Source organism: Saccharopolyspora sp. NPDC045941 (assembly GCF_056431445.1).
On the sequence record NZ_JBWKKU010000012.1, the window covers coordinates 1 to 20797 of the forward strand.

At 69.5% G+C, this 20797-nt stretch carries 26 protein-coding genes; 5 read left to right on the plus strand and 21 right to left on the minus strand.

Annotated elements, in window-relative coordinates; translation table 11 throughout:
- Positions 1-317 (plus strand): HNH endonuclease signature motif containing protein (locus AC07FN_RS11640; protein ID WP_478395581.1); only part of this gene is annotated, 317 nt, incomplete at its 5' end.
- A 39-nt stretch (positions 318-356) separates the two neighbouring features.
- On the plus strand, positions 357-896 hold the full coding sequence (locus AC07FN_RS11645) for an NUDIX domain-containing protein (RefSeq protein WP_478395582.1): 540 nt from the start codon (positions 357-359) through the stop codon (positions 894-896).
- Positions 897-914: 18 nt separating this feature from the next.
- Here the strand turns inward: AC07FN_RS11645 and AC07FN_RS11650 are convergent, their stop codons facing one another.
- The 6 genes from AC07FN_RS11650 to murA form a co-directional block, all read right to left on the minus strand.
- A complete protein-coding gene (locus AC07FN_RS11650) occupies positions 915-1238 on the minus strand; it encodes a putative quinol monooxygenase (RefSeq protein WP_478395583.1) in 324 nt (107 codons plus the stop codon).
- Positions 1239-1303: 65 nt separating this feature from the next.
- Positions 1304-2068, minus strand: a complete 765-nt coding sequence (gene ehuA / locus AC07FN_RS11655; protein ID WP_093271119.1) for an ectoine/hydroxyectoine ABC transporter ATP-binding protein EhuA — start codon at positions 2066-2068, stop codon at positions 1304-1306.
- 13 nt (positions 2069-2081) lie between these two features.
- On the minus strand, positions 2082-2732 hold the full coding sequence (ehuD, locus tag AC07FN_RS11660) for an ectoine/hydroxyectoine ABC transporter permease subunit EhuD (protein WP_478395584.1): 651 nt from the start codon (positions 2730-2732) through the stop codon (positions 2082-2084).
- The gene (ehuC, locus tag AC07FN_RS11665; protein ID WP_478395585.1) at positions 2733-3446 is read right to left on the minus strand and encodes an ectoine/hydroxyectoine ABC transporter permease subunit EhuC; all 714 of its coding nucleotides are present in this window, start codon (positions 3444-3446) and stop codon (positions 2733-2735) included.
- A 20-nt stretch (positions 3447-3466) separates the two neighbouring features.
- Complete coding sequence (ehuB, locus tag AC07FN_RS11670; protein ID WP_478395586.1) at positions 3467-4360, minus strand: ectoine/hydroxyectoine ABC transporter substrate-binding protein EhuB; 894 nt, start codon at positions 4358-4360, stop codon at positions 3467-3469.
- Positions 4361-4428: 68 nt separating this feature from the next.
- Entirely contained in the window at positions 4429-5685 is a 1257-nt protein-coding gene (murA, locus tag AC07FN_RS11675) for a UDP-N-acetylglucosamine 1-carboxyvinyltransferase (protein ID WP_478395587.1), read from the minus strand.
- A 158-nt stretch (positions 5686-5843) separates the two neighbouring features.
- Between murA and AC07FN_RS11680 the strand changes: the two genes are divergently transcribed.
- Complete coding sequence (locus tag AC07FN_RS11680; protein ID WP_452618226.1) at positions 5844-6416, plus strand: cob(I)yrinic acid a,c-diamide adenosyltransferase; 573 nt, start codon at positions 5844-5846, stop codon at positions 6414-6416.
- Here the strand turns inward: AC07FN_RS11680 and AC07FN_RS11685 are convergent.
- Entirely contained in the window at positions 6413-6883 is a 471-nt protein-coding gene (locus tag AC07FN_RS11685) for a GNAT family N-acetyltransferase (protein WP_478395588.1), read from the minus strand. The two genes, AC07FN_RS11680 and AC07FN_RS11685, sit on opposite strands and share 4 nt — an antisense overlap.
- A gap of 21 nt (positions 6884-6904) precedes the next feature.
- A complete protein-coding gene (locus AC07FN_RS11690) occupies positions 6905-7378 on the minus strand; it encodes a GNAT family N-acetyltransferase (protein WP_478395589.1) in 474 nt (157 codons plus the stop codon).
- Between the two features lie 71 nt (positions 7379-7449).
- Between AC07FN_RS11690 and AC07FN_RS11695 the strand changes: the two genes are divergently transcribed.
- The gene (locus tag AC07FN_RS11695; RefSeq protein WP_478395590.1) at positions 7450-8355 is read left to right on the plus strand and encodes a LysR family transcriptional regulator; all 906 of its coding nucleotides are present in this window, start codon (positions 7450-7452) and stop codon (positions 8353-8355) included.
- 95 nt (positions 8356-8450) lie between these two features.
- On the opposite strand, the gene AC07FN_RS11700 is transcribed toward AC07FN_RS11695, so the two are convergent.
- From AC07FN_RS11700 to AC07FN_RS11755, 12 genes are all read right to left on the minus strand, one after another.
- Complete coding sequence (locus AC07FN_RS11700) at positions 8451-8888, minus strand: DUF2550 domain-containing protein (RefSeq protein WP_452618222.1); 438 nt, start codon at positions 8886-8888, stop codon at positions 8451-8453.
- Between the two features lie 12 nt (positions 8889-8900).
- Entirely contained in the window at positions 8901-9266 is a 366-nt protein-coding gene (locus tag AC07FN_RS11705) for a F0F1 ATP synthase subunit epsilon (protein ID WP_478395591.1), read from the minus strand.
- Positions 9267-9437: 171 nt separating this feature from the next.
- A complete protein-coding gene (gene atpD / locus AC07FN_RS11710; RefSeq protein ID WP_478395592.1) occupies positions 9438-10871 on the minus strand; it encodes a F0F1 ATP synthase subunit beta in 1434 nt (477 codons plus the stop codon).
- 1 nt (position 10872) lies between these two features.
- The gene (locus AC07FN_RS11715) at positions 10873-11799 is read right to left on the minus strand and encodes a F0F1 ATP synthase subunit gamma (RefSeq protein ID WP_478395593.1); all 927 of its coding nucleotides are present in this window, start codon (positions 11797-11799) and stop codon (positions 10873-10875) included.
- Between the two features lie 10 nt (positions 11800-11809).
- Positions 11810-13459, minus strand: a complete 1650-nt coding sequence (gene atpA, locus AC07FN_RS11720) for a F0F1 ATP synthase subunit alpha (protein WP_478395594.1) — start codon at positions 13457-13459, stop codon at positions 11810-11812.
- An 83-nt stretch (positions 13460-13542) separates the two neighbouring features.
- Positions 13543-14373 carry a F0F1 ATP synthase subunit delta gene (locus tag AC07FN_RS11725; protein ID WP_478395595.1) on the minus strand — a complete coding sequence of 277 codons (831 nt, stop codon included), beginning with the start codon at positions 14371-14373 and terminating at the stop codon, positions 13543-13545.
- Between the two features lie 21 nt (positions 14374-14394).
- Positions 14395-14958 carry a F0F1 ATP synthase subunit B gene (locus tag AC07FN_RS11730; RefSeq protein ID WP_478395711.1) on the minus strand — a complete coding sequence of 188 codons (564 nt, stop codon included), beginning with the start codon at positions 14956-14958 and terminating at the stop codon, positions 14395-14397.
- Positions 14959-14988: 30 nt separating this feature from the next.
- The gene (locus AC07FN_RS11735) at positions 14989-15246 is read right to left on the minus strand and encodes an ATP synthase subunit c family protein (protein WP_358306140.1); all 258 of its coding nucleotides are present in this window, start codon (positions 15244-15246) and stop codon (positions 14989-14991) included.
- A 73-nt stretch (positions 15247-15319) separates the two neighbouring features.
- Positions 15320-16099: a F0F1 ATP synthase subunit A gene (gene atpB, locus AC07FN_RS11740; RefSeq protein ID WP_358574598.1), complete on the minus strand. Its 780-nt coding sequence runs from the start codon at positions 16097-16099 to the stop codon at positions 15320-15322.
- A gap of 272 nt (positions 16100-16371) precedes the next feature.
- Positions 16372-16842: a Cg1360 family ATP-synthase-associated protein gene (locus AC07FN_RS11745; RefSeq protein ID WP_452618218.1), complete on the minus strand. Its 471-nt coding sequence runs from the start codon at positions 16840-16842 to the stop codon at positions 16372-16374.
- Positions 16839-18011 carry a glycosyltransferase family 4 protein gene (locus AC07FN_RS11750; RefSeq protein WP_478395596.1) on the minus strand — a complete coding sequence of 391 codons (1173 nt, stop codon included), beginning with the start codon at positions 18009-18011 and terminating at the stop codon, positions 16839-16841. The genes AC07FN_RS11745 and AC07FN_RS11750 overlap by 4 nt, the downstream gene beginning before the upstream one ends.
- 145 nt (positions 18012-18156) lie before the next feature.
- On the minus strand, positions 18157-18807 hold the full coding sequence (locus tag AC07FN_RS11755; protein WP_452618216.1) for an L-threonylcarbamoyladenylate synthase: 651 nt from the start codon (positions 18805-18807) through the stop codon (positions 18157-18159).
- A 195-nt stretch (positions 18808-19002) separates the two neighbouring features.
- Between AC07FN_RS11755 and AC07FN_RS11760 the strand changes: the two genes are divergently transcribed.
- Positions 19003-19869 carry an alpha/beta fold hydrolase gene (locus tag AC07FN_RS11760; RefSeq protein WP_478395597.1) on the plus strand — a complete coding sequence of 289 codons (867 nt, stop codon included), beginning with the start codon at positions 19003-19005 and terminating at the stop codon, positions 19867-19869.
- Between the two features lie 48 nt (positions 19870-19917).
- On the opposite strand, the gene prmC is transcribed toward AC07FN_RS11760, so the two are convergent.
- Positions 19918-20796: a peptide chain release factor N(5)-glutamine methyltransferase gene (prmC, locus tag AC07FN_RS11765; RefSeq protein ID WP_478395598.1), complete on the minus strand. Its 879-nt coding sequence runs from the start codon at positions 20794-20796 to the stop codon at positions 19918-19920.
- Position 20797: the final 1 nt, after the last annotated feature.

Consider the following 20797-nt stretch of genomic DNA (forward strand, 5'->3'; position numbering starts at 1 on the left):
ATGGCGTGTGCGCGTTCCCGGAGTGTGACCGGCCGCCAGGGACACCGGAAGCGCACCACGTTCGGCACTGGGTCGACGGCGGAGCCACCGACCTGAACAACATGGTGATGCTCTGCGGCCACCACCACCGCACGCTCCACAACCAACGCTGGGACATCGCCATGCGCGACGGGAGACCCGAGTTCATCCCACCGCCCACAGTGGACCCCAGACGAACACCCAGACCAGGCGGCAGAGCACTGCCCGCCCAACACCGCGCGATCGTTGACCGGCACCTGGCGTCGTCGCGTGGTCAGGCGAGCGCGCCCTCTGGTTGATCCGGGCCGCTGGGGTCCTGCGTGCGGCATCATGGGCTCATGCAGCAGACGAGCAGCCGCGAGGTTTACGCCAACTCGTGGATGACCGTTCGCGAGGACGGCATTCGCCGGGCCGACGGCTCGGACGGGATATACGGCGTGGTCGACAAGCCCAACTACGCCTTGGTGATCCCGCTCGACGGCGATCGGCTCCACCTCGTGGAGCAGTTTCGCTACCCGTTGGGCTTGCGGCGTTGGGAATTCCCGCAGGGCACCGCCCCGGACCGGCTCGATGTCGCGCCCACCGAGCTGGCCGCGCGGGAGCTGCGCGAGGAAACCGGTCTGCGGGCCGAGAAGCTCGTCGACATCGGCGTCCTCGATGTGGCTCCCGGGCTCACCAGCCAGCGAGGCCGGGCGTTCCTGGCCACCGGGCTCACCTCCGGCGAACACGAGCGCGAGCTGGAGGAGCAGGACATGCGTGCCGCCTGGTTCTCCCGGACCGAGTTCGAGGCGATGATCGCCGCAGGCGAGATCACCGATGCGCAGTCGATCGCCGCCTACACCCTGCTTCTCCTGCACGAACGCCGGAACCCGGCCTGACCTGCCGCCGGTCAGGCGTCACAGCCCCACGCCGCCGAGCGTGGTCAGGTCGATGCGTTCCGGTGGCTTCGCCAGCATTCCCAGCACCGCTTCGATGCTGACCGGGCCGGTGGTGTTGGCCGCTGCCGCCAGCGCGGCGTCCGCGCTCGCCTCGTCCGCCCACGCCTCGACCACCCGGACCGTGTCCGGGTCGCCGGAATCCTGGCTGATGACGTAGAGCTCGCAGCCGGGCACCTGCCGGAGACCCTCCGCGACCTGCAGCATCGCAGCCGCGAGGTCACCGCCCTTGCCCGGCTTCGCGGTGAAGGCCATCAATCGGCCGACCTTCGTCGACGTGGTCATCCGCGTCCTCCCGACTGCTCCGGAACCTGCCGCGGACCTTAACCGCCGGTTCCGACAGGTACCGGTCAGGCCTCGTCGAGCACCGATCGCAGGAACGCCCGGGTGCGCTCCTGCTCCGGATTCTCGAACAGCTCGGCGGGCGGCTTGTCCTCGACGATCTTGCCCGCGTCGAACATCAGCACCCGGTGCGAGACGTCGCGGGCGAACTTCATCGCGTGCGTCACGCACAGCATCGTGATGTCGCTGGTGCGCGCCAGATCTCGCAGCACGTCCAGCACCTCGGCGGCCAGCTCCGGATCCAGAGCCGAAGTGATCTCGTCCAGCAGCAGCACGTCCGGGCTCATCGCCAGCGCTCGCGCGATCGCCACCCGCTGCTGCTGGCCACCGGAAAGCTGCGTGGGATAGGCGTCGATCTTGTCCGCCAGGCCCACCACGTCCAGCAGTTCCCGCGCCCGCCGCTCGGCGTCCTCAGTGGACCGACCGAGCACGTGGACCGGTGCTTCGGTGATGTTGCGCAGCACCCGCATGTTCGGGAACAGGTTGAACTGCTGGAACACCATGCCGATCCGCCTGCGCACCTTCCTCAGGTGCTTCTCGTCGGCGGGCACCAGCCGCCCTCCCCGCCGCACGTGGGTCAGGCAGTCCTCGCCGACGTGGATGGTGCCGCCGTCGACCCGTTCCAGCGTCATCAACAGCCGCAGGATCGTCGTCTTGCCCGATCCGCTGGGCCCGATCAGCGTGACCCGCTCGCCCGGCCGCACCGCGAAGTCCAGCTCGTCCAGCACCACGTTGTCGCCGAACCGCTTGACCACGCGGTCGAACCGGATCATGTCGTGGCCCGCATCAGATCCCGACACGGCTCTCCAACCTCCGCACCAGCAGCGACGACGGGTAGCTGAGCAGCAGGAAGCAGATGCCCGCCAAGGTCAGCGGCTCGACGTACCGGTAGGCCTCCGCTCCGGCTTCCTGCGCCGCCCCCACCAGGTCGAGTACCCCGATCGCCAGCAGCAGCGGCGTTTCCTTGAACATCGAAATCGTGTAGTTGCCCAGCGCCGGCAGCACCCGCGGGATCGCCTGCGGCAGGATCACGCTCGTCCACACCCGGCGGGTGGGCAGGCTCAACGCCGCCGCAGCCTCCCACTGGCCTCGCGGTACGCCCTCGATCCCGGCTCGGTAGACCTCGGCGGTGTAGCAGGCGTAGTGCACGCCGAGGCCGATCACGCCGGTGGTCAGCGAGGAGAACCTCAGGCCGATCCCGGGCAGCACGTTGAACAGGAAGTACAGCTGCACCAGCAGCGGCGTGCTTCGGACGAACTCGATGAGCACCCAGACCGCCCCGCTGACCAGCCGGATCCGGGATCGCCGCAGCAGCGCCAGGACGAGGCCGAGCGCGAAGGCCACGATCGAACCCAGCAGCGTCGCCTCGAACGTCACCACCAGACCGCGCAGGATGTCCGGGATGATCCGTCCGGTGAACTCCCAGTCCCAGATCAACTAGACCGCCCCGCCTTCGGCTCGGCCGAGCGCCTTCGACGGCGCGACGGGCTCGCGGCCCACGGCCGCCGCGGCCCGCTTCTCCAGCACCCGCATCACCGCCGTGATCAGCAGCGCCAGCACCAGGTACAGCGCCAGCATCAGCAGGTAGATCAGCGTGGTCTGGCCGGTGAAGTTCGGTTCGAGGACGTCCCGGCCCTGGTAGGTGATGTCGTGCACGAAGATCAGCGACAGCAGCGCGCTGCTCTTCAGCAGCTGGATGAACAGGTTGTTGAACGGCGGGATCATCTCCACCACCGCCTGCGGCAGGATCACCCGCCACATCCGCTGCGCCGGGCCGAAGCTCAGCGCGACCGCGCACTCGTGCTGTTCCTTCGGCACCGCCCGCACCGCGCCCCGCACGATCTCGCCGCCGTACGCACCGTGGTTCAGGCCGAGCACGAGGATGCCCGCCCACAGAGGCAGCAGCTCGAAGCCGACCAGCAGCGGCAGGGCGAAGAAGATCCAGAACAGCTGCACCACTTCGGATGTGCCGCGCCAGACTTCGACGTAGCTGCGGGCGATGACACGCACCCACCGCCACGGCGACAGCATGCCGAGGCCGGCCGCGAGCGACAGCACGACGCACAGCGCGATGCCGCACAGCGTCGCGATCACCGTCGGCGGCGCGCCTTGCAGCAGGACCGAGACGAAGTGCGAGACGTTCCCGGACATGTCGCCTCCCGTTGCCGGGGTCAGCTACCGGCGCACAGAGCGTCCGTGGTCACATCGGCCGGTGGCAGGTTGTCGCTGGTGAAGCCGAACGGCTCGGTGATGCGGACCCACTCGCCGTTGTCGTGCAGCTTCTTCAACTCGGTGTTGAACGCGCCGCGCAGCGCGGTGTCCGACGAGCGGAACACGAACGCACCCGCCTGCACCTCGGCCTTGCCGTTGATCACCGGCGTGAAGCCCTTGGTGACCTCGACCGGCGCGCCCGGGTTCTTCTTCACCACGTCGTTGAGCGAGATGTTCGTCAACGCGGCGCAGTAGGCGCGCTTGTTGAGCACCGCCTGCAGCAGCGCGTTCTGCGTGTCGAAGACCTGCAACTGCGAGCCGGGCACGCCCAGCCGCTGCGCGTAGTCCTTCTCCACCGCGCCGCTGAGCACCGCGAGCTGCAGCTTCTTCCGCACCACGTCTTCGAACGTGGCGACTCCCTCCGGATTGCCCCTCGGCACCAGGAACGACGTCGGCGCCAGGTAGTCCGGGATCGAGAACGCCGCGTTCTTGCAGCGTTCCGGGGTGATGAACATGCCCGCCGCGACCACGCTGAACTTGCCCGCGTTCAGCGCCGGGATCAGCTGGTTGAAGTCGACCTGCGTAGCCTGCACGTCGTTGACGCCCAGGCCCCGGAACACCGCGCGCGCCACCTCCGGCGCCTCACCGGTGACCCGGCCGGCCGCGTCGGTGAAGCCGTAGGGCGCCTCGCCTGCGATGCCGACCTGGATGGTGCCGGAGCTGCGGGCCGCTTCGAGCGGATCACCGCCTGCCCCGCCCCCGCCGGTGCGCGCACACCCGCCCAGCACGAGTGCGCCCGCCGCGACGCAGGAGCCCTTCAGGAAATCTCTTCGCGTCCACCCTCTGCTCGCCATGACCATCGCCCCTTCAACCCGGGAGCAGGTTCTCGCCCATGGTCCGGCCCGAACGGGTGAACTGCAGCTCAGTCGGTCACGCGTTCGATCTCGGCGCCCAGGCCGCGCAGGTTCTCCACGAAGTTCGGGTAGCCGCGGTCGATGTGGAACACGTCCCACACCTCGGTCGAACCGTCCGCGCACAGCCCGGCGAGCACCAGGCCCACCCCGGCGCGGATGTCGGTCGCCCACACCGGGGCGCTGGACAGCCGCTCCAGGCCGCGCACCACCGCGTGGTGCCCGTCGGTGCGGGCGTCGGCGCCCATCCGGACCAGCTCCTCGATGAAGCGGAACCTGGACTCGAACAGGTTCTCGGTGATCATCGAGGTACCATCGGCGACCGACGACAACGCCAGCGCCATCGGCTGCAGGTCCGTCGGGAAACCCGGGTACGGCAGCGTCACGAAGTCCACCGCGTGCGGGCGGTCGTGCATCACCACGCGGAAGCTCTCCTCGGACGTGGTGACCTCCGCCCCGGCGCTGCGCAGCTTCTCCAGCACCAGGTTCACGTGCCGCGGATCGACACCGCGCACCATGATGTCGCCGCGGGTCGCAGCGGCGGCGAACGCCCAGGTCGCGCCGACGATCCGGTCCCCGATCACGCGGTGCTCGACCGCCTTGAGCGAGGACACCCCGTGCACCGTCAGCGTGGAGGTGCCGGCACCTTCGATCTTGGCGCCCATCTGCTGCAGCATCACGCAGAGGTCGACGATCTCCGGCTCCCGCGCCGCGTTGTCGATCACGGTGGTGCCTTCGGCCAGCACGGCGGCCATCAGGATGTTCTCGGTCGCGCCCACGCTGGGGAAGTCCAGCCAGATCTGCGCGCCGCGCAGGTTCTCCGCCTCGGCCACCACCGCGCCGTGCTCGATGTGGCTGGTCGCACCGAGCTGCCGCAGCCCGTTCTGGTGCATGTCCAGCGGGCGGGAACCGATCGCGTCGCCGCCGGGCAGCGTCACGACGGCACGGCGGCACCGGGCGACCAGCGGCCCCAGCACGCACACCGACGCGCGCAGCTTGCCCATCGACGGTGAAATGGCCTCGTGGCTGATCGCCGCCGGAGTCGTGATGTGCACGGTGCCGCCGTCGATCGACACCTCGCAGCCGAGGCTGCGCAGCACGTCGGCCATCAGCGGAACGTCGAGGATCTCCGGGCAGTTGACGATCGTCGTCGTGCCCTCCGCCAGCAGCGCCGCGGCCATCAGCTTCAGCACGCTGTTCTTCGCCCCGACGACGTCGACCTCGCCGACGAGGCGCGCCCCGCCGTGTACCCGGAAGTGCTCACTCACGAGCATCGAGGTTACGGCCCACCCCCCACCGCCATCGGAGCGGGTTGCATCGAGCGAGCATGGGAACCTTCCTGTCACTCCAGCCCCGCAGAACTGGAGCATGGGAACCTTCCTGTCACGCCCGACGGGGCACGGCCGCCTCCGCCTAGGCTGACGGCATGGCTGTCCACCTGACGAAGATCTACACGCGGGCCGGCGACTCGGGCACGACGCGGTTGTCGGACAACTCCAAGGTGCACAAGACCGATCCGCGGCTCATCGCCTACGCGGACGTGGACGAGACGAACTCCGTGCTCGGCGTGGCGTTGGCCACCGCGCAGCTCTCCGACGACGTCGTCGAGGTGCTGCGGGCGGTGCAGAACGACCTCTTCGATGTGGGCGCGGACCTCTCCACCCCGGTCGCCGAAAGCCCGAAGTACCCGCCGCTGCGCATCACCCAGGCCTACGTCGACCGCCTCGAAGGCTGGTGCGACGAGTTCAACGCGCGCCTGGGCAAGCTGGACTCCTTCATCCTCCCCGGCGGCACCCCCGGCGGCGCGCTGCTGCACCAGGCCCGGTGCGTGGCCCGGCGCGCAGAGCGGTCCGCGTGGGCGCTGCAGGAAGCCGACGGCGAGCGCACCTCGCCGCTGCCCGCCAAGTACCTGAACCGGCTCTCGGACCTGCTGTTCATCCTCGCCCGGGTGGCGAACCCGGACGGCGACGTGCTCTGGCGCCCGGGCGGCAACGCCTAGAGATCCTTGCCGAAGCACCTGCTCAGCGGGTCGTCGCGGTACACCCCGAACTTCTCGATCTCGGTGTAGCCGGAGGAGGCGTAGAGGCCGATCGCCTCCGGCTGCCGGATGCCGGTCTCCAGCACGATGCGCTTGCGGCCGGCCAGCGCGGCGGTGTTCTCCAGTTCGGCGAGCATCCGCCGCGCCAACCCGTTCCCGCGCGCATCGGGAGCGATGTACATCCGCTTGAGCTCGGCGTCGCCGTCCCGGAAACCGGGCCCGTCGCCGGCCTGGACCCGCCACCCGCCGGACGCGACCGCACGGGCGTCGACGTAGCCGAGCAGGAACAGGCCACCGGGCGACCGGAACTCGACGGGGTCCACCGGCGTCAGGTCTTCCTCGCCGTAGCGCACGACGTACTCCCGCTGGAGCTCGTCGATCAACCTCTTGGCGTCGGGGTGGTCGTACTCGACCGGCTCGATGCGCATTCCCGCAGCTTAGAGCCCTGGTCAGGACACCGGTTTCGCGAACCAGTGCTTGGCGTACTGGTTGTCGTTGTACGCCGGAACCTCCTGGTAGCCGGCCGAGTCGTAGAGCGCGCGGGCCTCGTGCAGCTCGGTAGCGGTGTCCAGGCGGATCAGCGAGCACCCAAGACGTCGCGCGCGCTCCTCCAGCGCCGCGAGCAAGGCTCGCCCCGCGCCCCTGCCGCGCAGCTCCGGCGCGATCCACATCCGCCGGATCTCGGCGATGCCACCCCCGGTGCGCACCGCGCCGCAACCGAGCACCCGGCCCTCGGCGCGAACCACCAGGAAGTCCCCCACCGGCGGCGTGAAGTCGTCCTTCGCCGGCGGGGCGGCGCGACTGGTGTCGAACCCGTCCGGGAACCGGCCGTTGAGCTCCTCGATGTAGCGGCCCAGGGCCAGCTGGGCCTCAGGGCTGTCGATGGGTTCGGGTTCGATCGTGAAACTGGCTTGCTCGGTCACAGCGCCAAGTCTTCTCCGCGCGCTGATTCACTTCCAGTTACGGAACTTCGGGAAGCGTAAAGTAAACCTTCATGCTCGACCCGTCACGCCTGCTGGTGCTGCTGGCCCTCCGGGAGCAGGGCAGCGTCACCCGCGCCGCCGAACAGCTCCGCCGGACTCCCCCGGCCGTGTCTCAGCAGCTGGCCCGGCTGGAGACCGAGGTCGGCGCCCAGCTCGTCGAGCGGCACGCTCACGGCGTGCGCCTGACCCCGCTGGGAATCCGGCTCGCCGAACAGGCCGAGCGCATCGCCGCCGCGCTCGACGACGCAACGGCCGACGCCGCACGATTCCGCGACGAGCACCGCAACCGGCTGCGCCTCGGCGCCTTCCCCACCGCCGGGCTCGCACTGCTGCCGGAGACGCTCGCCGCGCTCCGCCACCGGCACCCGGGGGCGGAACTCTCCGTGGTGGACCTGGGCCCCGCTGAAGGCATCGATCGGGTCGCCGCGCACCAGCTCGACTTGGCGCTGGTCGGCGAGTACGACGAGCCGCTCGACGTCCCGCCCGGCGTGCGCCTCGTGCACCTCCTGGACGATCCCGTCCACGCCGTGCTGCCCAGCGACCACCCGCTCGTCGAGCGGGCCGAGCCGCGGCTCCACGACTTCCGCGACGACACCTGGGCCTGCGCGCCGCGCAGCCTGCCGAACCGGCGGCAACTGGAGGCCGCCGCCCGAGCCGAGGGCGTCACCCCGAAGGTGGCTTTCGAGTTCGAGTCCTACGCCGTCGCCGAAGCGGTGGTCTCGGCCGGTGTCGCGGTCTCGTTCATCCCCCGCCTCGCCATCGGCGAGGCCGCCGGCACCGTGCACCGGCCGCTCGCGTCCGGGCTGCACCGCCGCATCCACGCCGCCGTGCCCACCAGCACCCGGCACGCCCCGCTCACCGACGTCTTCCAGCAGCTCCTGCACGACATCTGCGCCGAGCTCGGTCGCCGGATGTGAGCATGGGAACCTTCCTGCCACCTGGGTGACAGGAAAGTTCCCAGGCTGTCAGCGCACGAAAAAGCGGGGCCCGGTAACGGACCCCGCTGGTCGTTTCAGGATGCCCAGGGCACCGACCGGCCCGGTGGGGCCGATTCGAGCCAGGACAGGAAGCCGGTCAGGGCGTCGGTGTTCATCGCCAGCTCCAGCTCCGGGCCGGTCAGGTCGAGGACCGTCGATCCGGACGGCATCGCATAGGCCTCGGCCATCGACGGCTCGCGGCGCCGCGCGATCTCCACGTCCCGGCGGTTGATCACCCAGTTCGGCCCGGACCGCAGGCTGAGCACGCGGTACCAGGCGAACTCCTCGCCCCGGTAGTGCGCGACACCCAAGTGCCAGCCGCGGCCACCGCCGTCCTTGCTGGCGCGCAACGCCACGTCGATGCCCCCGACGCGCAGTTCCCGCAGCCGCCGCCACGCGAGCGCCCCGATTACCAGGGCAGCGATCACCAGCAGCCCGAAGGCCACTGCCAGCAACAAGACCGGGGAACCCATGCGCGGCCCGGATCAGGCCGAGTGGCCGGCCGCTCGCAATCGGCTCAAGGCCCGCGCTCGGGCCTGTTCGTCGGCGCTCTTGACGTCCGCGCGGGCCTGCTCCACGTCGATCTCGGAGGCGAGCTCCGCAGACTCCGCCAGCACGCTCACCCCGTCCGCGGTGACCGACAGGAAACCACCGTGCACCGCGGCCGTGACGGTCTCCTTCTCGGTGGTGGTGATGCGCACCACACCACCCTCGATCAGCTCGCCGAGCAGCGGCTCGTGCCCGGGCAGGACGCCGATCTCTCCCTCGGTGGTCTGCGCGACCACCGCGGTCGCCTCCCCGGACCACAGGCGGCGCTCGACGGCGACCAGTTGGACGGACATGTTGGCCACGCGCGTCTCCTTTGTCGGGTGTGTGCCCGCAGTCTATCCGGTGCCACCAGGGCGATCGTGACTGGCCGGGCTGATAATGCCTTGTAGTGGTGCTTTCGCAAGCGGGGTCGGGGTCCACGCGGACCCCGACCCCGTTGCCGGTCTGCCGGCCCCTTCAGCGGGGCCCGGCGCTCACTTCTCGGTGAGCTTCTTGTACGCCTGCTCCAGGTCGTCGAGACCACCGATGGACAGGAACGCCTGCTCCGGGTAGTGGTCGAAGTCGCCCTTGCAGAGCTTGTCGAACGCCTCGATGGTCTCCTTCAGCGGAACGAAGGAGCCCTCCTGGCCGGTGAACTGCTTGGCCACGAAGAAGTTCTGCGACAGGTAGCGCTCGATGCGACGCGCCCGCTGCACCGTCACCTTGTCCTCTTCGGACAGTTCGTCCATACCGAGGATGGCGATGATGTCCTGCAGTTCCTTGTACTTCTGCAGGATCCGCTTGACCTCGTGCGCCACCCGGTAGTGCTCCTCACCGACGATGGCCGGGTCGAGGATGGTGGAGCTGGACGACAGCGGGTCCACCGCCGGGTAGATGCCCTTCTGCGAGATCGGCCGGGAAAGCTCGGTCGTCGCGTCCAGGTGGGCGAAGGTCGTCGCCGGGGCCGGGTCGGTGTAGTCGTCCGCGGGCACGTAGATCGCCTGCATCGAGGTGATCGAGCGACCCTGCGTCGAGGTGATCCGCTCCTGCAGCTCACCCATCTCGTCGGCCAGCGTCGGCTGGTAACCCACCGCGGACGGCATCCGGCCCAGCAGGGTCGAAACCTCCTGGCCGGCCTGGGTGAACCGGAAGATGTTGTCGATGAACAGCAGCACGTCCTGGTTCTGCACGTCGCGGAAGTACTCCGCCATCGTCAGCGCGGACAGCGCGACCCGCATACGGGTGCCCGGCGGCTCGTCCATCTGACCGAAGACCAGCGCGGTGTCGGCGAGCACGCCGGACTCCGCCATCTCCACCCAGAGGTCGTTGCCCTCACGGGTGCGCTCACCGACACCGGCGAACACCGAGGTGCCACCGAAGTTCTTGGCGACCCGCCGGATCATCTCCTGGATCAGAACGGTCTTGCCGACACCGGCGCCACCGAACAGACCGATCTTGCCACCCTGCACGTACGGGGTGAGCAGGTCGATCACCTTGATGCCGGTCTCCAGCATCTCGGTCCGGCCCTCGAGCTTGTCGAAGGCCGGTGCCTTGCGGTGGATCGTCCAGCGCTCGGCGTCCGAGCCGTAGCCCGGCTCGTCGAGGCAGTGGCCCAAGGCGTTGAACACGTGGCCCTTGACGACGTCGCCGACCGGCACCGAGATGCCCGCGCCGGAGTCGGTCACGGCCACGCCGCGCACCAGGCCCTGGGTCGGCTGCATCGAGATCGTCCGCACGACGCTGTCACCCAGGTGCTGGGCGACCTCCAGCGTCAGCGTCTTGGCCATGGCTTCCGCGGTGATGTCCACGGAGAGCGCGTTGTAGAGGTCCGGCACCTGGTCTCGCGGAAACTCGACGTCCACGACCGGGCCGAGAACCCGGACGACGCGGCCAGTGCCCGTAGCAGTGCTAGTGGCAGTAGCGGTCATGTCACTCACTTCCTGCTGACGAGAGCGCCTCGACACCACCGACGATCTCGCTGATTTCTTGGGTGATCTGGGCCTGGCGAGCCTGGTTGGCCTCACGGCTGAGGTTGCGGATCAATTCGTCCGCGTTGTCCGTCGCCGACTTCATAGCCGTCCGGCGGGCAGCGTGCTCAGACGCCGCCGCATCCAGCAGACCGGCGAACAGGCGGGTCTTGATGTACTTCGGCAGCAGGGCCCGGAGCAGGGCCTCCGCGTCCGGTTCGAACTCGTACGTCGACTTGAGGGTCTTCGCAGGCTCTTCGGCGTACTCGACCTCAAGCGGCGCGATCCGCTTGACCGTCGGCTTCTGGGTGAGCATGGAGACGAACTCGGTGTGCACCAAGTGCAGCTCATCCACACCCAGCGTACCGTCCGTGCCCCCGTCGTCGAGGTAGTCGTCGGCACCCGCCAGGAATGCCTTGACCAGCGTCTCGCCCACCTCGGCGGCGTCGGTGTAAGCGGGCCGGTCCGTGAAACCGGTCCAGCTCGCCTCGACCTTGCGCTGCCGGAAGCGGTAGTACGCCTCGCCCTTGCGGCCGATGACGAACAGCACGGGGGTCTTGCCCTGCTCGCGCAGCAGCGACTGCAGCTCCTCCGCCGCCTTGATCGCGTTGGCGTTGTAGCCACCGCAGAAGCCCCGGTCGCTGGTCACGATCAGCACGCCGGCGCGCTTCGGGTTGGAGCGTTCGGTCAGCAGCGGGTGGTCCAGCGTGCTCACGTCGGCCAGCGCGGTCAGGACGTTGGTGATCTCGTCCGCGTACGGGCGAGACGCCTCGACCCTGGCCTGCGCCTTCATGATGCGCGAGGTAGCGATCAGCTCCTGCGCCTTGGTGATCTTCCGGGTCGATTTGACCGACCGGATGCGGTTTCGCAGTTCCCGAAGTTGAGCCATGGCTATCCGGTCACTTCTTCGGGGCGGGGCGGTTGACCTTCACGGTCTCCTGGCCCAACTCGTCAGCCGCCAGCGCCTCGGCTTCCGGCTGCTCTCCCGGCGAGACCGAGGAACCGTCGGACGAGGTGAACTGCTTCTTGAAGTCCTCCACCGACTCCACGATGAACTTGACACCGTCGTCGGAGAGCTGCTTGGTCTCGACGATGTCCTTCAGCACGGACTCGTGGGTGCGCCGCAGGTGCGCCAGGAACTCGGACTCGAAGCGGCGCACGTCGGCGACCGGAACCGAGTCGAGGTGCCCCTGCGTACCCAGGAACAGCGACACGACCTCTTCCTCGACCGGCAGCGGCGCGCCCTGACCCTGCTTGAGGATCTCCATCAGGCGGGCACCGCGCTCCAGCTGCGCCTTCGACGCGGCGTCCAGGTCGGAGGCGAACGCGGAGAACGCCTCCAGCTCGCGGAACTGCGCCAGGTCGATCTTCAGCGACCCGGTGACCTTCCGCATCGCCTTGATCTGCGCGGAACCACCGACGCGCGACACCGAGATACCGACGTCGATGGCCGGGCGCTGACCCGAGTTGAACAGGTCGGACTGCAGGAAGCACTGGCCGTCGGTGATGGAGATGACGTTGGTCGGGATGTAGGCCGACACGTCGTTGGCCTTGGTCTCGATGATCGGCAGACCCGTCATCGAACCGGCGCCCATCTCGTCGGAGAGCTTCGCGCAGCGCTCCAGCAGACGCGAGTGCAGGTAGAACACGTCGCCCGGGTAGGCCTCGCGGCCCGGCGGGCGGCGCAGCAGCAGCGAGATCGCCCGGTAGGCCTCGGCCTGCTTGGTCAGGTCGTCGAAGACGATCAGGACGTGCTTGCCCTGGTACATCCAGTGCTGGCCGATGGCCGAACCGGCGTACGGGGCCAGCCACTTCAGACCCGGCGAGTCGGAGGCCGGCGCGGCGACGATGGTGGTGTACTCCATCGCCCCGGCGTCCTCGAGGGACCGCTTCACGCCGGCGATCGTGGAGCCCTTCTGGCCGATCGCGACGTAGATGCAGCGGACCTGCTTCTGCGGGTCGCCGCTGTCCCAGTTGCTCTTCTGGTTGATGATCGTGTCGACCGCGACCGTGGTCTTGCCGGTCTTGCGGTCGCCGATGATCAGCTGGCGCTGGCCGCGGCCGATCGGGGTCATCGAGTCGATGGCCTTGATACCGGTCTGCAGCGGCTCGCCCACGCCCTGCCGCTGCACGACCGTCGCGGCCTGCAGCTCCAGGGGACGCTGCTCCTCGGCGACGATGTCGCCGAGCCCGTCGATCGGGGCGCCCAGCGGGTCGACCACGCGGCCGAGGAAGCCGTCGCCGACCGGCACCGACATGACCTTGCCGGTCCGCTTGACCTCCTGGCCTTCCTCGATCTTCTCGGACTCACCCAGGATGACCGCACCGATCTCCTGAGCTTCCAGGTTCATCGCGACACCGTAGATGCCGCCCGGGAACTCCAGCAGCTCCTCGGTCATCACCGAAGGCAGACCCTCGACATGGGCGATGCCGTCACCGGTATCAGTGACGACCCCGACCTCCTCGCGGCTGACCTCCGGGGAGTAGCTGGAGACGTACTTCTCGATCGCACTGCGGATCTCGTCCGACGAGATCGTCAGCTCCGCCATGTCTCGTTCCTGCCCTCGGTTAGTTCTTGGAAGGGAGTTGGTTTGGGCGCCGCACCGGTTTCCCGGGCCTACGGCCCGTGGTCTTAGTCGGCGAGGTCGCGCCGCAGGGACTGCAGGCGTCCCGTGATGCTGCCGTCGATGACCTCGTCGCCGATCCGGATCAGCAGCCCGCCCTCGACCGCGGAGTCGACCTCCAGGTGCAGGGCGATCGGCCGCGAGTAGATCCGCTGCAGCGTGCGCGACAGCCGCTGCTGCTGCTCATCGCTGAGCGGGATCGCGGACCGGACGTGCGCCACCGAGCGCTCGCGGCGCTTCGCCGACAGCTCGGCCAGCTCTTCCAGCCCCTCGCTGACCCGCCGGCCGCGCGGCCGGGCCACCAGCTGGCGGACCAGGTCCAGGGTCACCGGCTCGACCTTGCTCTCGATGAGCTGGTCGACGACGGCGTACTTGCCCGCCTCGTCGCCGGTCGGGTCCGACAGCAACCGCTCCAGGTCCACCTGGGAGCCGATGATGCGACCCAGCCGGAACAGCTCGTCCTCGACTGCGTCGAGCCGGCCGGCCCGCTCGGCCTGCACCAGCAGCGCGGTGCGGCCCAACCGCTCCAGCCCGTCGACCAGGTCCTTCGGGCTGGACCAACGGGCCCGGACGGCCTCGACGACCACGGGCAGCGCCCGCGCGCCGAGCTTGTCCGCCAACAGCCCGCGGGCCAGGTCTTCCCTGGACCGCGGGTCGGTGGAGGCGTCGGCGAGCGCCCGCCGCAGCGTGGACTCGCGGCCCAGCAGGGCGGCCACGCCGAACAGCTCGTCGGCGAGCCCGGTGATCTCCGCGGCCTGGGCCCCATCGGTGGCCTGCAGCAGCTGCAGCTCGGTGGCTGCCAGCGCCTCACGGCTCGCGGCGTTCACGAGGGTGCTCAACTCTCAGCGCCTTTCACTCGGTTAGGCCTTGGCCGATTCGGACGACGCCGGGGCCGAGGCGGCCTCCAGCTCGTCGAGGAACCGGTCGACGGTGCCCCGCCGACGGGCCTCGTCCTCCAGGGACTCGCCGACGATCCGGCCGGCCAGCTCGACCGCCTGGCGGCCGAGGTCCGACCGCAGCTCGGCGACGATCTGAGCCCGCTGGTGCGCCAACTGGGTCTGGCCCTGGTTGATGATCCGCTCGGACTCGGTCTGCGCCTGGGCGCGCATCTCTTCCAGGATCTGCTGGCCTTCGGCGCGGGCGTCATCGCGGATCCGGGCCGCTTCCGCGCGGGCCTCGGCCAGCTGCGACTTGTACTGCTCCAGCGTCCGCTGGGCTTCGGCCTGCGCGGCCTCGGCCTTGGCGATACCGCCTTCGATCCGCTCGCTGCGCTCCTCGTAGATCTTCTCGAAGCGCGGGACCGCGTACTTCCACAGCACGAACAGCAGCAGCAGGAACGCGATCAGACCGACCACGATCTCCGCGGGTTCCGGGATGATCGGGTTGTGCTCGCCTTCCGCGGCCAGCAGCATCTGCGTCTTCACCACAACGTCTCCCAACGCGTTGAGCCGTTATCAGGCAGCGGACGCGATGAAGTAGACGACCAGGCCGATCAGCGCCAGCACCTCGACCAGAACGAAGGAGATCCAGGCGATGCCCTGCAGCTGGCCCTGGGCCTCCGGCTGGCGGGCGGTGCCGTTGATGACGGCGGCCCAGATCAGGCCGACACCGATACCGGGGCCGATGGCGCCCAGGCCGTAACCGATCGCGGCCAGACCGGGGTTGATGCTGCCCGCGGCTTCGGCGGCCTGCGCGAGAACGATGTTGCTCACTGTCACTACCTTTCACTCGGTCCGCTTCTCGGCGCGGATCGACAGGTCCTTTGTTGGGAACGAAGTCTCTTGTTCAGTGGCCTTCGGACAACGCCGCACCGATGAAGCTCGCGGTCAGCAGCGCGAAGATGTACGCCTGCAGCACCTGGATCAGGGCCTCGACGAAGGTCAGCGCGACGGCGAAGGCGAACCCGACGAGCGAGACCGGCTTCAGCGCGGCCCCGGCCTCGAGCAGCAGGAACTCGCCACCGAGCGTGAACACCAGCAGGATCAGGTGACCGGCGAACATCGCTGCGAACACTCGGATCGCCAGCGCGGCCGGCTGCGCGATGAACTTCTGGAAGAGCTCGATCGGCGACAGCAGGATGTAGATCGGCTTCGGCACCCCGGGCGGGAACATGATGTGCTTGAAGTAGCCCAGGAATCCGTGCCGCGCGAAACCGACACCGTGGAACACCAGGTACACCACGGCGGCCAGCGCGAGCGGGAAGCCGATGCGCGACATCGTGGGGAACTGGATGATCGGGATGATGCCGAAGATGTTGTTCACCAGGATGAACGTGAACAGCGCGAAGATCAGCGGCACGAACGGACGGAAATCCTTGGCCCCGATGTGTTCCCGCGCGATCTTGTTGCGGCTGAACTCGTAGACGAACTCCGCGACGAACTGCCCCTTGCCCGGAACGAGCTTCAGGTTCCGGGTGGCGATCACGAAGTACGCGGCCACGATGATCGCCGAGAGAACGACGAGGACCATCGGCTTGGTGACTCCGCCGAAGATCGGCGGAAGGATAAAGCTATCGGCACCCGGCGGTTGGAATGTTCCGCCCTCGGCCAGCATCAGCGCGCCCAACTGGGCTCCTTCCGGTTCTCCCGGTGAACTTCACTCTGCCGGGGGAATCGTCACGTTTTGCACTTAACGTACCTGATACGCGATCTGGCACGCGGAGGGGCCCTCCCCACCCGGTGGGATCGAGGGGCCTCCGTGCGCCCCTTGGACCCGCGCTGTGCAGGGAAGGCTTCTGCGGCGGGACGATACCAGCGGGTAAGTAGTCTCCCGACATGTGGTCCGCCTCCACCTGTCCGGCGCAGCGGCCGGGCGCCTGGAAACCGCGTCGAGAGGAATCAGCTTCCCGGCACGATCGTGGGAATCTTGGTGCGCTTGAACGCCACCACCTCGGCGCCCGCCCACACCATCACGGTGGCCAGCATGGTGAACGCCAACGATTCCCGGTGGATCGCGTCGACGCCGCCGAGCAGCGTCATCACCACCAGCAGCACGATCATCTTCCCGACGTAGCCGCCGAGCGCGGCGACCATCACGAAGTGCGGGCTCATGCCGCCGGTGAACCGCATCAGCCAGATCGTCAGCAGCGACGAGGCGAACGCCACAACGCCGCCGATCAGCGCCCCGACCAGGCCGGGCACGCCGACCAGCACGGTCGCCACGACCGCTCCGATGGCCACCGTCGCCACACCCGGCCACAAGGCGGTGCGCAGCATCGCCGCGGCGAGCCGGCGCACGATCTCGGCGTGCGGGTTCACAGCGGGCTCGGCCGGCTCGGCGGGGTTCGGCGTGTCGGTCGCTTCGCTCATCGGGACTCTCGATCGGCTCGGGTGCGCATACGCGGAATCACCGAAATGATAGCGGCCAGCAACACCCCCAAGCCTACGACCCACGCCACAGCCACCGCGTTGAACAGCGTCAACGACACCGCGCCGAAGGCGATGACGGCCGCCCACAGGTAGATCAGCAGCACCGCGCGGCGCTGCGAATGCCCGATTTCCAGCAGCCGGTGGTGCAGGTGCATCTTGTCGGCGTGGAACGGGCTCTTGCCCGCCCGGGTGCGGCGCACCACGGCCATGATGAGGTCCAGCAGCGGCACGAACAGCACCGCCGCGACGACCAGCAGCGGCGACAGCAGCGCGATGGTGTCGGTGGGGTTCAGGTGGGCGTAGTCCATCCGGCCGGACGCGGACGTGGTCGCGGAGGCCAGCATCAGGCCGATCAGCATCGAACCCGAGTCGCCCATGAAGATCTTGGCAGGCTGGAAGTTGTGCGGCAGGAAGCCCAGGCAGGCGCCGGCGATCGCGGCCGCGATCAGCGCCGGCGGGTAGGCGTTGACATCGCCGTTCTGCCGGTCCAGCACCGCGAGGCAGAACACGAACGTCGCGGTGGCCGACACCAGGCCGATGCCGGAGGCCAGGCCGTCCAGCCCGTCCACGAAGTTCATCGCGTTGATCATCGCCACGACCAGCAGCACCGTCAGCAGCTGCCCCTGGTTGCTGCCCAGCACCATGAGCTGCCCCAGGTTGCCCTCGGTGCCGCCCCACGGCACCCAGAACACGAACCACTGGACGCCGAAGAGCACCAGGATCCCGGCCGCGGTGACCTGCCCGGCGAGCTTCGTCAGGGAATCCAGCTCGAAGCGGTCGTCCAGCGCGCCGACGAGGACGATCAGCCCGCCGGCGATGACCACCGCCAGGATGTCGTTGGAATAGGTGAACCCGCGCGACAGCGTGGGCAGGTTGGCGGCCAGGAACATGGCCACCAGCACCCCGCCGAACATCGCGACCCCGCCCATCCGCGGCATCGGCTTGACGTGCACGTCGCGCTGCCGCGGATATGCGACGGCGCCGACCCGGAAGGCCAGCAGCCGGACCAGCCCGGTCAGCAGGAAGGTCGCCGCCGCGGCGGTGAGCATGACGAGCAGGTACTCACGGGCGGGAAGCCCTTGAGGAGCCCATGATGGCGCGTTGTCCATACCGGTGGCTCACCCGCGCGGGGCCGAGGCCCGCGTGAATTCGAACTTCAGCCCCCAGAACGGATTGCTCAAACCCGGCGCTCCTCATCGCTGTTCACGTTGCGGCTGGCGGAGCCAACGCTATCGGCCCGCGCCCGGACTGGTTTCACCGGTCCGCTTCGAGGTCCTCACCGAGCACCTCGGACAGGTCGGCGAGGCTCACCGCGCCCTCCCGCAGCACCCGGGGCGTGCCCTGGGTGAGGTCGACGATGGTGGAGGCCACCGGTTCCCCGGACGGGCCGCCGTCCAGGTAGATCTGCACCGAGTCGCCGAGCTGCTCGCGCGCCTCGCCGGCGCTGGCGGCCGGCGGCCGGCCGGTGCGGTTGGCGCTGGAGACGGCCATCGGGCCGACCTCGCGCAGCAGGTCCAGGGCCACCGGGTGCAGCGGCATCCGCAGGTTCACCGTGCCCCGGGTGTTGCCGAGGTCCCAGGACAGCGACGGCGCCTGCGGCAGCACCAGCGACAGCCCGCCGGGCCAGAACGCCTCGATCAGCGCCCGCGCCTGCTGCGGGACCGACATCACCAGCCCATCCACAGTGGACCAGGAGCCGACCAGCACCGGCACCGGCATGTCCGGGCCGCGCCCCTTGGCGGCGAGCAGGGCGTGCACTGCGTTGGCGTCGAAGGCGTCCGCGCCGATGCCGTAGACGGTGTCGGTGGGCAGCACGACCAGCCCGCCCGCGCGAACCGTGTTGGCCGCGGCGGCCAGGCCCTCTTCGCGGCTGTCCGGACTGGTGCAGTCATAGACGGTGCTCACACCCGAATCCTGGCACGCCCCCCGTTCGACCCGTTCGAGTGGTGCCGTCGATCCCCGTCCGGGAATATTCGTCCCGAGTAACACCCGGGCGCTCGACCGAGATCCGTTGGGTGTGCCCGCGCCGGGCAACGCCGGTGGCGCTCGGGCGTCTGCCGGAAGCGGGCACGGAACTGCGACGAAATGCGAGGAGAGCGAATGACCGCCCCACCCCAGGGTGTCGAGGTCGACCAGATCGAGTTCCCGGCCGGGAAGATCCGCTTCTACCGGGCGGGGTCCAGCGGTCCGGCGATCGTCCTGCTGCACGGCGGCGGGCCGGACAACGCGATGCTGGCCTGGCGGCACGCGATCGGCGTGCTGGCCGCCGACCACCGGGTGTTCGCGCCGGATCTGCCCGGCCAGGGCGGCAGCATGCCGTGGCACGGCAGCGCGAACCAGCGCACCTTCGAAGAGGTGCTGCGCTGGCTGCTGGACGCCTGGCGGGTGCCGGACGCCGTCCTGGTCGGCCTGTCGATGGGCGGCAGCATCGCGGCCGGTTTCGCGCTGCGCAATCCGCAGCGGGTCCGCGGACTGGTGCTCGTGGACAGCACCGGCATGCAGCACAAGATGCCGCACCACTTCCTGACCTACGCGCTGCTGCGCACCCGCTTCGCCGGCCCGCTGGCCGCGAAGTTGTTGCGGCTCAACCGATCCTTCGCCCGCCTGGTGCTGACACGGGGCTTCTTCGCGGGCGCGCAGACCGTGCCGGACCTGGAGTCCATTGTCGACGAGGTCGTCGCCGAGGCGGGCGCCCGGGGCTCGGTGTTCGCCGACTGGCACGCCGACGCCGTCGACCGGCGGGCGATGCGGATCAACCACCTCCCGCACCTGGACCGCATCCACTGCCCGGTGATGGTGATCCACGGCGAACGCGACGCCATCGTGCCGGTGTCGGCGGCCCGCGACGCCGCGGACGCGATCCCGGGCGCGACGCTGCGGGTGATCTCCGGCGCCGGCCACTGGCCGAACCGCGAGAAGCCCAACGAGTTCAACGCCCTGCTCCGCGAGTTCGTCAACTCCCACTGACCCCTTCGGGGTGGTGGGAGCATGGGAACCTTCCTGTCAAACCGCAGGTCAGGGCGTCGGCGGCGGGGTGCGGCGGGCGGTGGCGAAGCGGGGGCGGCCGGCCAGGTCGGTGTGCTCCTGCACGTCTTCGAGGACGCGGCGGGCGCGCAGCAGGGCGGGCACCGAACCGCCGTGGGTGTCGTCGTGCTCGATGGCCACCCCGCCGCCGGGACGCAGCAGCCGCGCCGCGCAGCCGATGACGTGCCGGACCACGTCGAGGCCGTCGCGGCCGCCGAACACCGCCTCGTGCGGATCGTGGTTGCGGACCTCCGGCGGCACCGGGGTGCCCTCCGGCACGTAGGGCGGGTTGCAGAGGACCAGGTCGACCAGGCCCTCCAGCTCCATGAACACCATCGGGTCGGTGACATCGCCCGCGTACAAGTGGATCGGGTTGTCACCGGCCTGCGCCTGCTGGTCGGCATTGCGGCGCGCCCAGGCCAGCGCGGCGGGTTCCTTCTCCACCGCGTGCACGGTGGCGTCCGGGCGGGCGTTGGCCATCGCCAGCGCCAGCGCCCCGGACCCGGTGCAGAGGTCCACCACGACCGGCCGGTCCACGCCCTCCAGCGTCGACAGGCCCCACGCGAGCAGCAGCTCCGTCTCCGGGCGGGGCACGAACACCCCTGGCCCGACGCTGAGCGTCACGTTGCCGAGCGAGGCGTTGCCGGTGAGGTGCTGCAGCGGCACCCGCGCGGCCCGGCGGCGCACCAGCTCGTGCAACGCCTGGACCACCGGCGGATCCACCAGCGGCACCATCATCAGCTTGGTGCGTTCGACGCCGAGCAGGTGCGCGGCCAGCAGCTCCGCATCGGTACGCGGGCTCGCCACGCCCGCAGCGGCGAGGATGCGTTCCGCCTCGAGGATGGCCAGGCGCAGGGGCTGTCGCGTCACG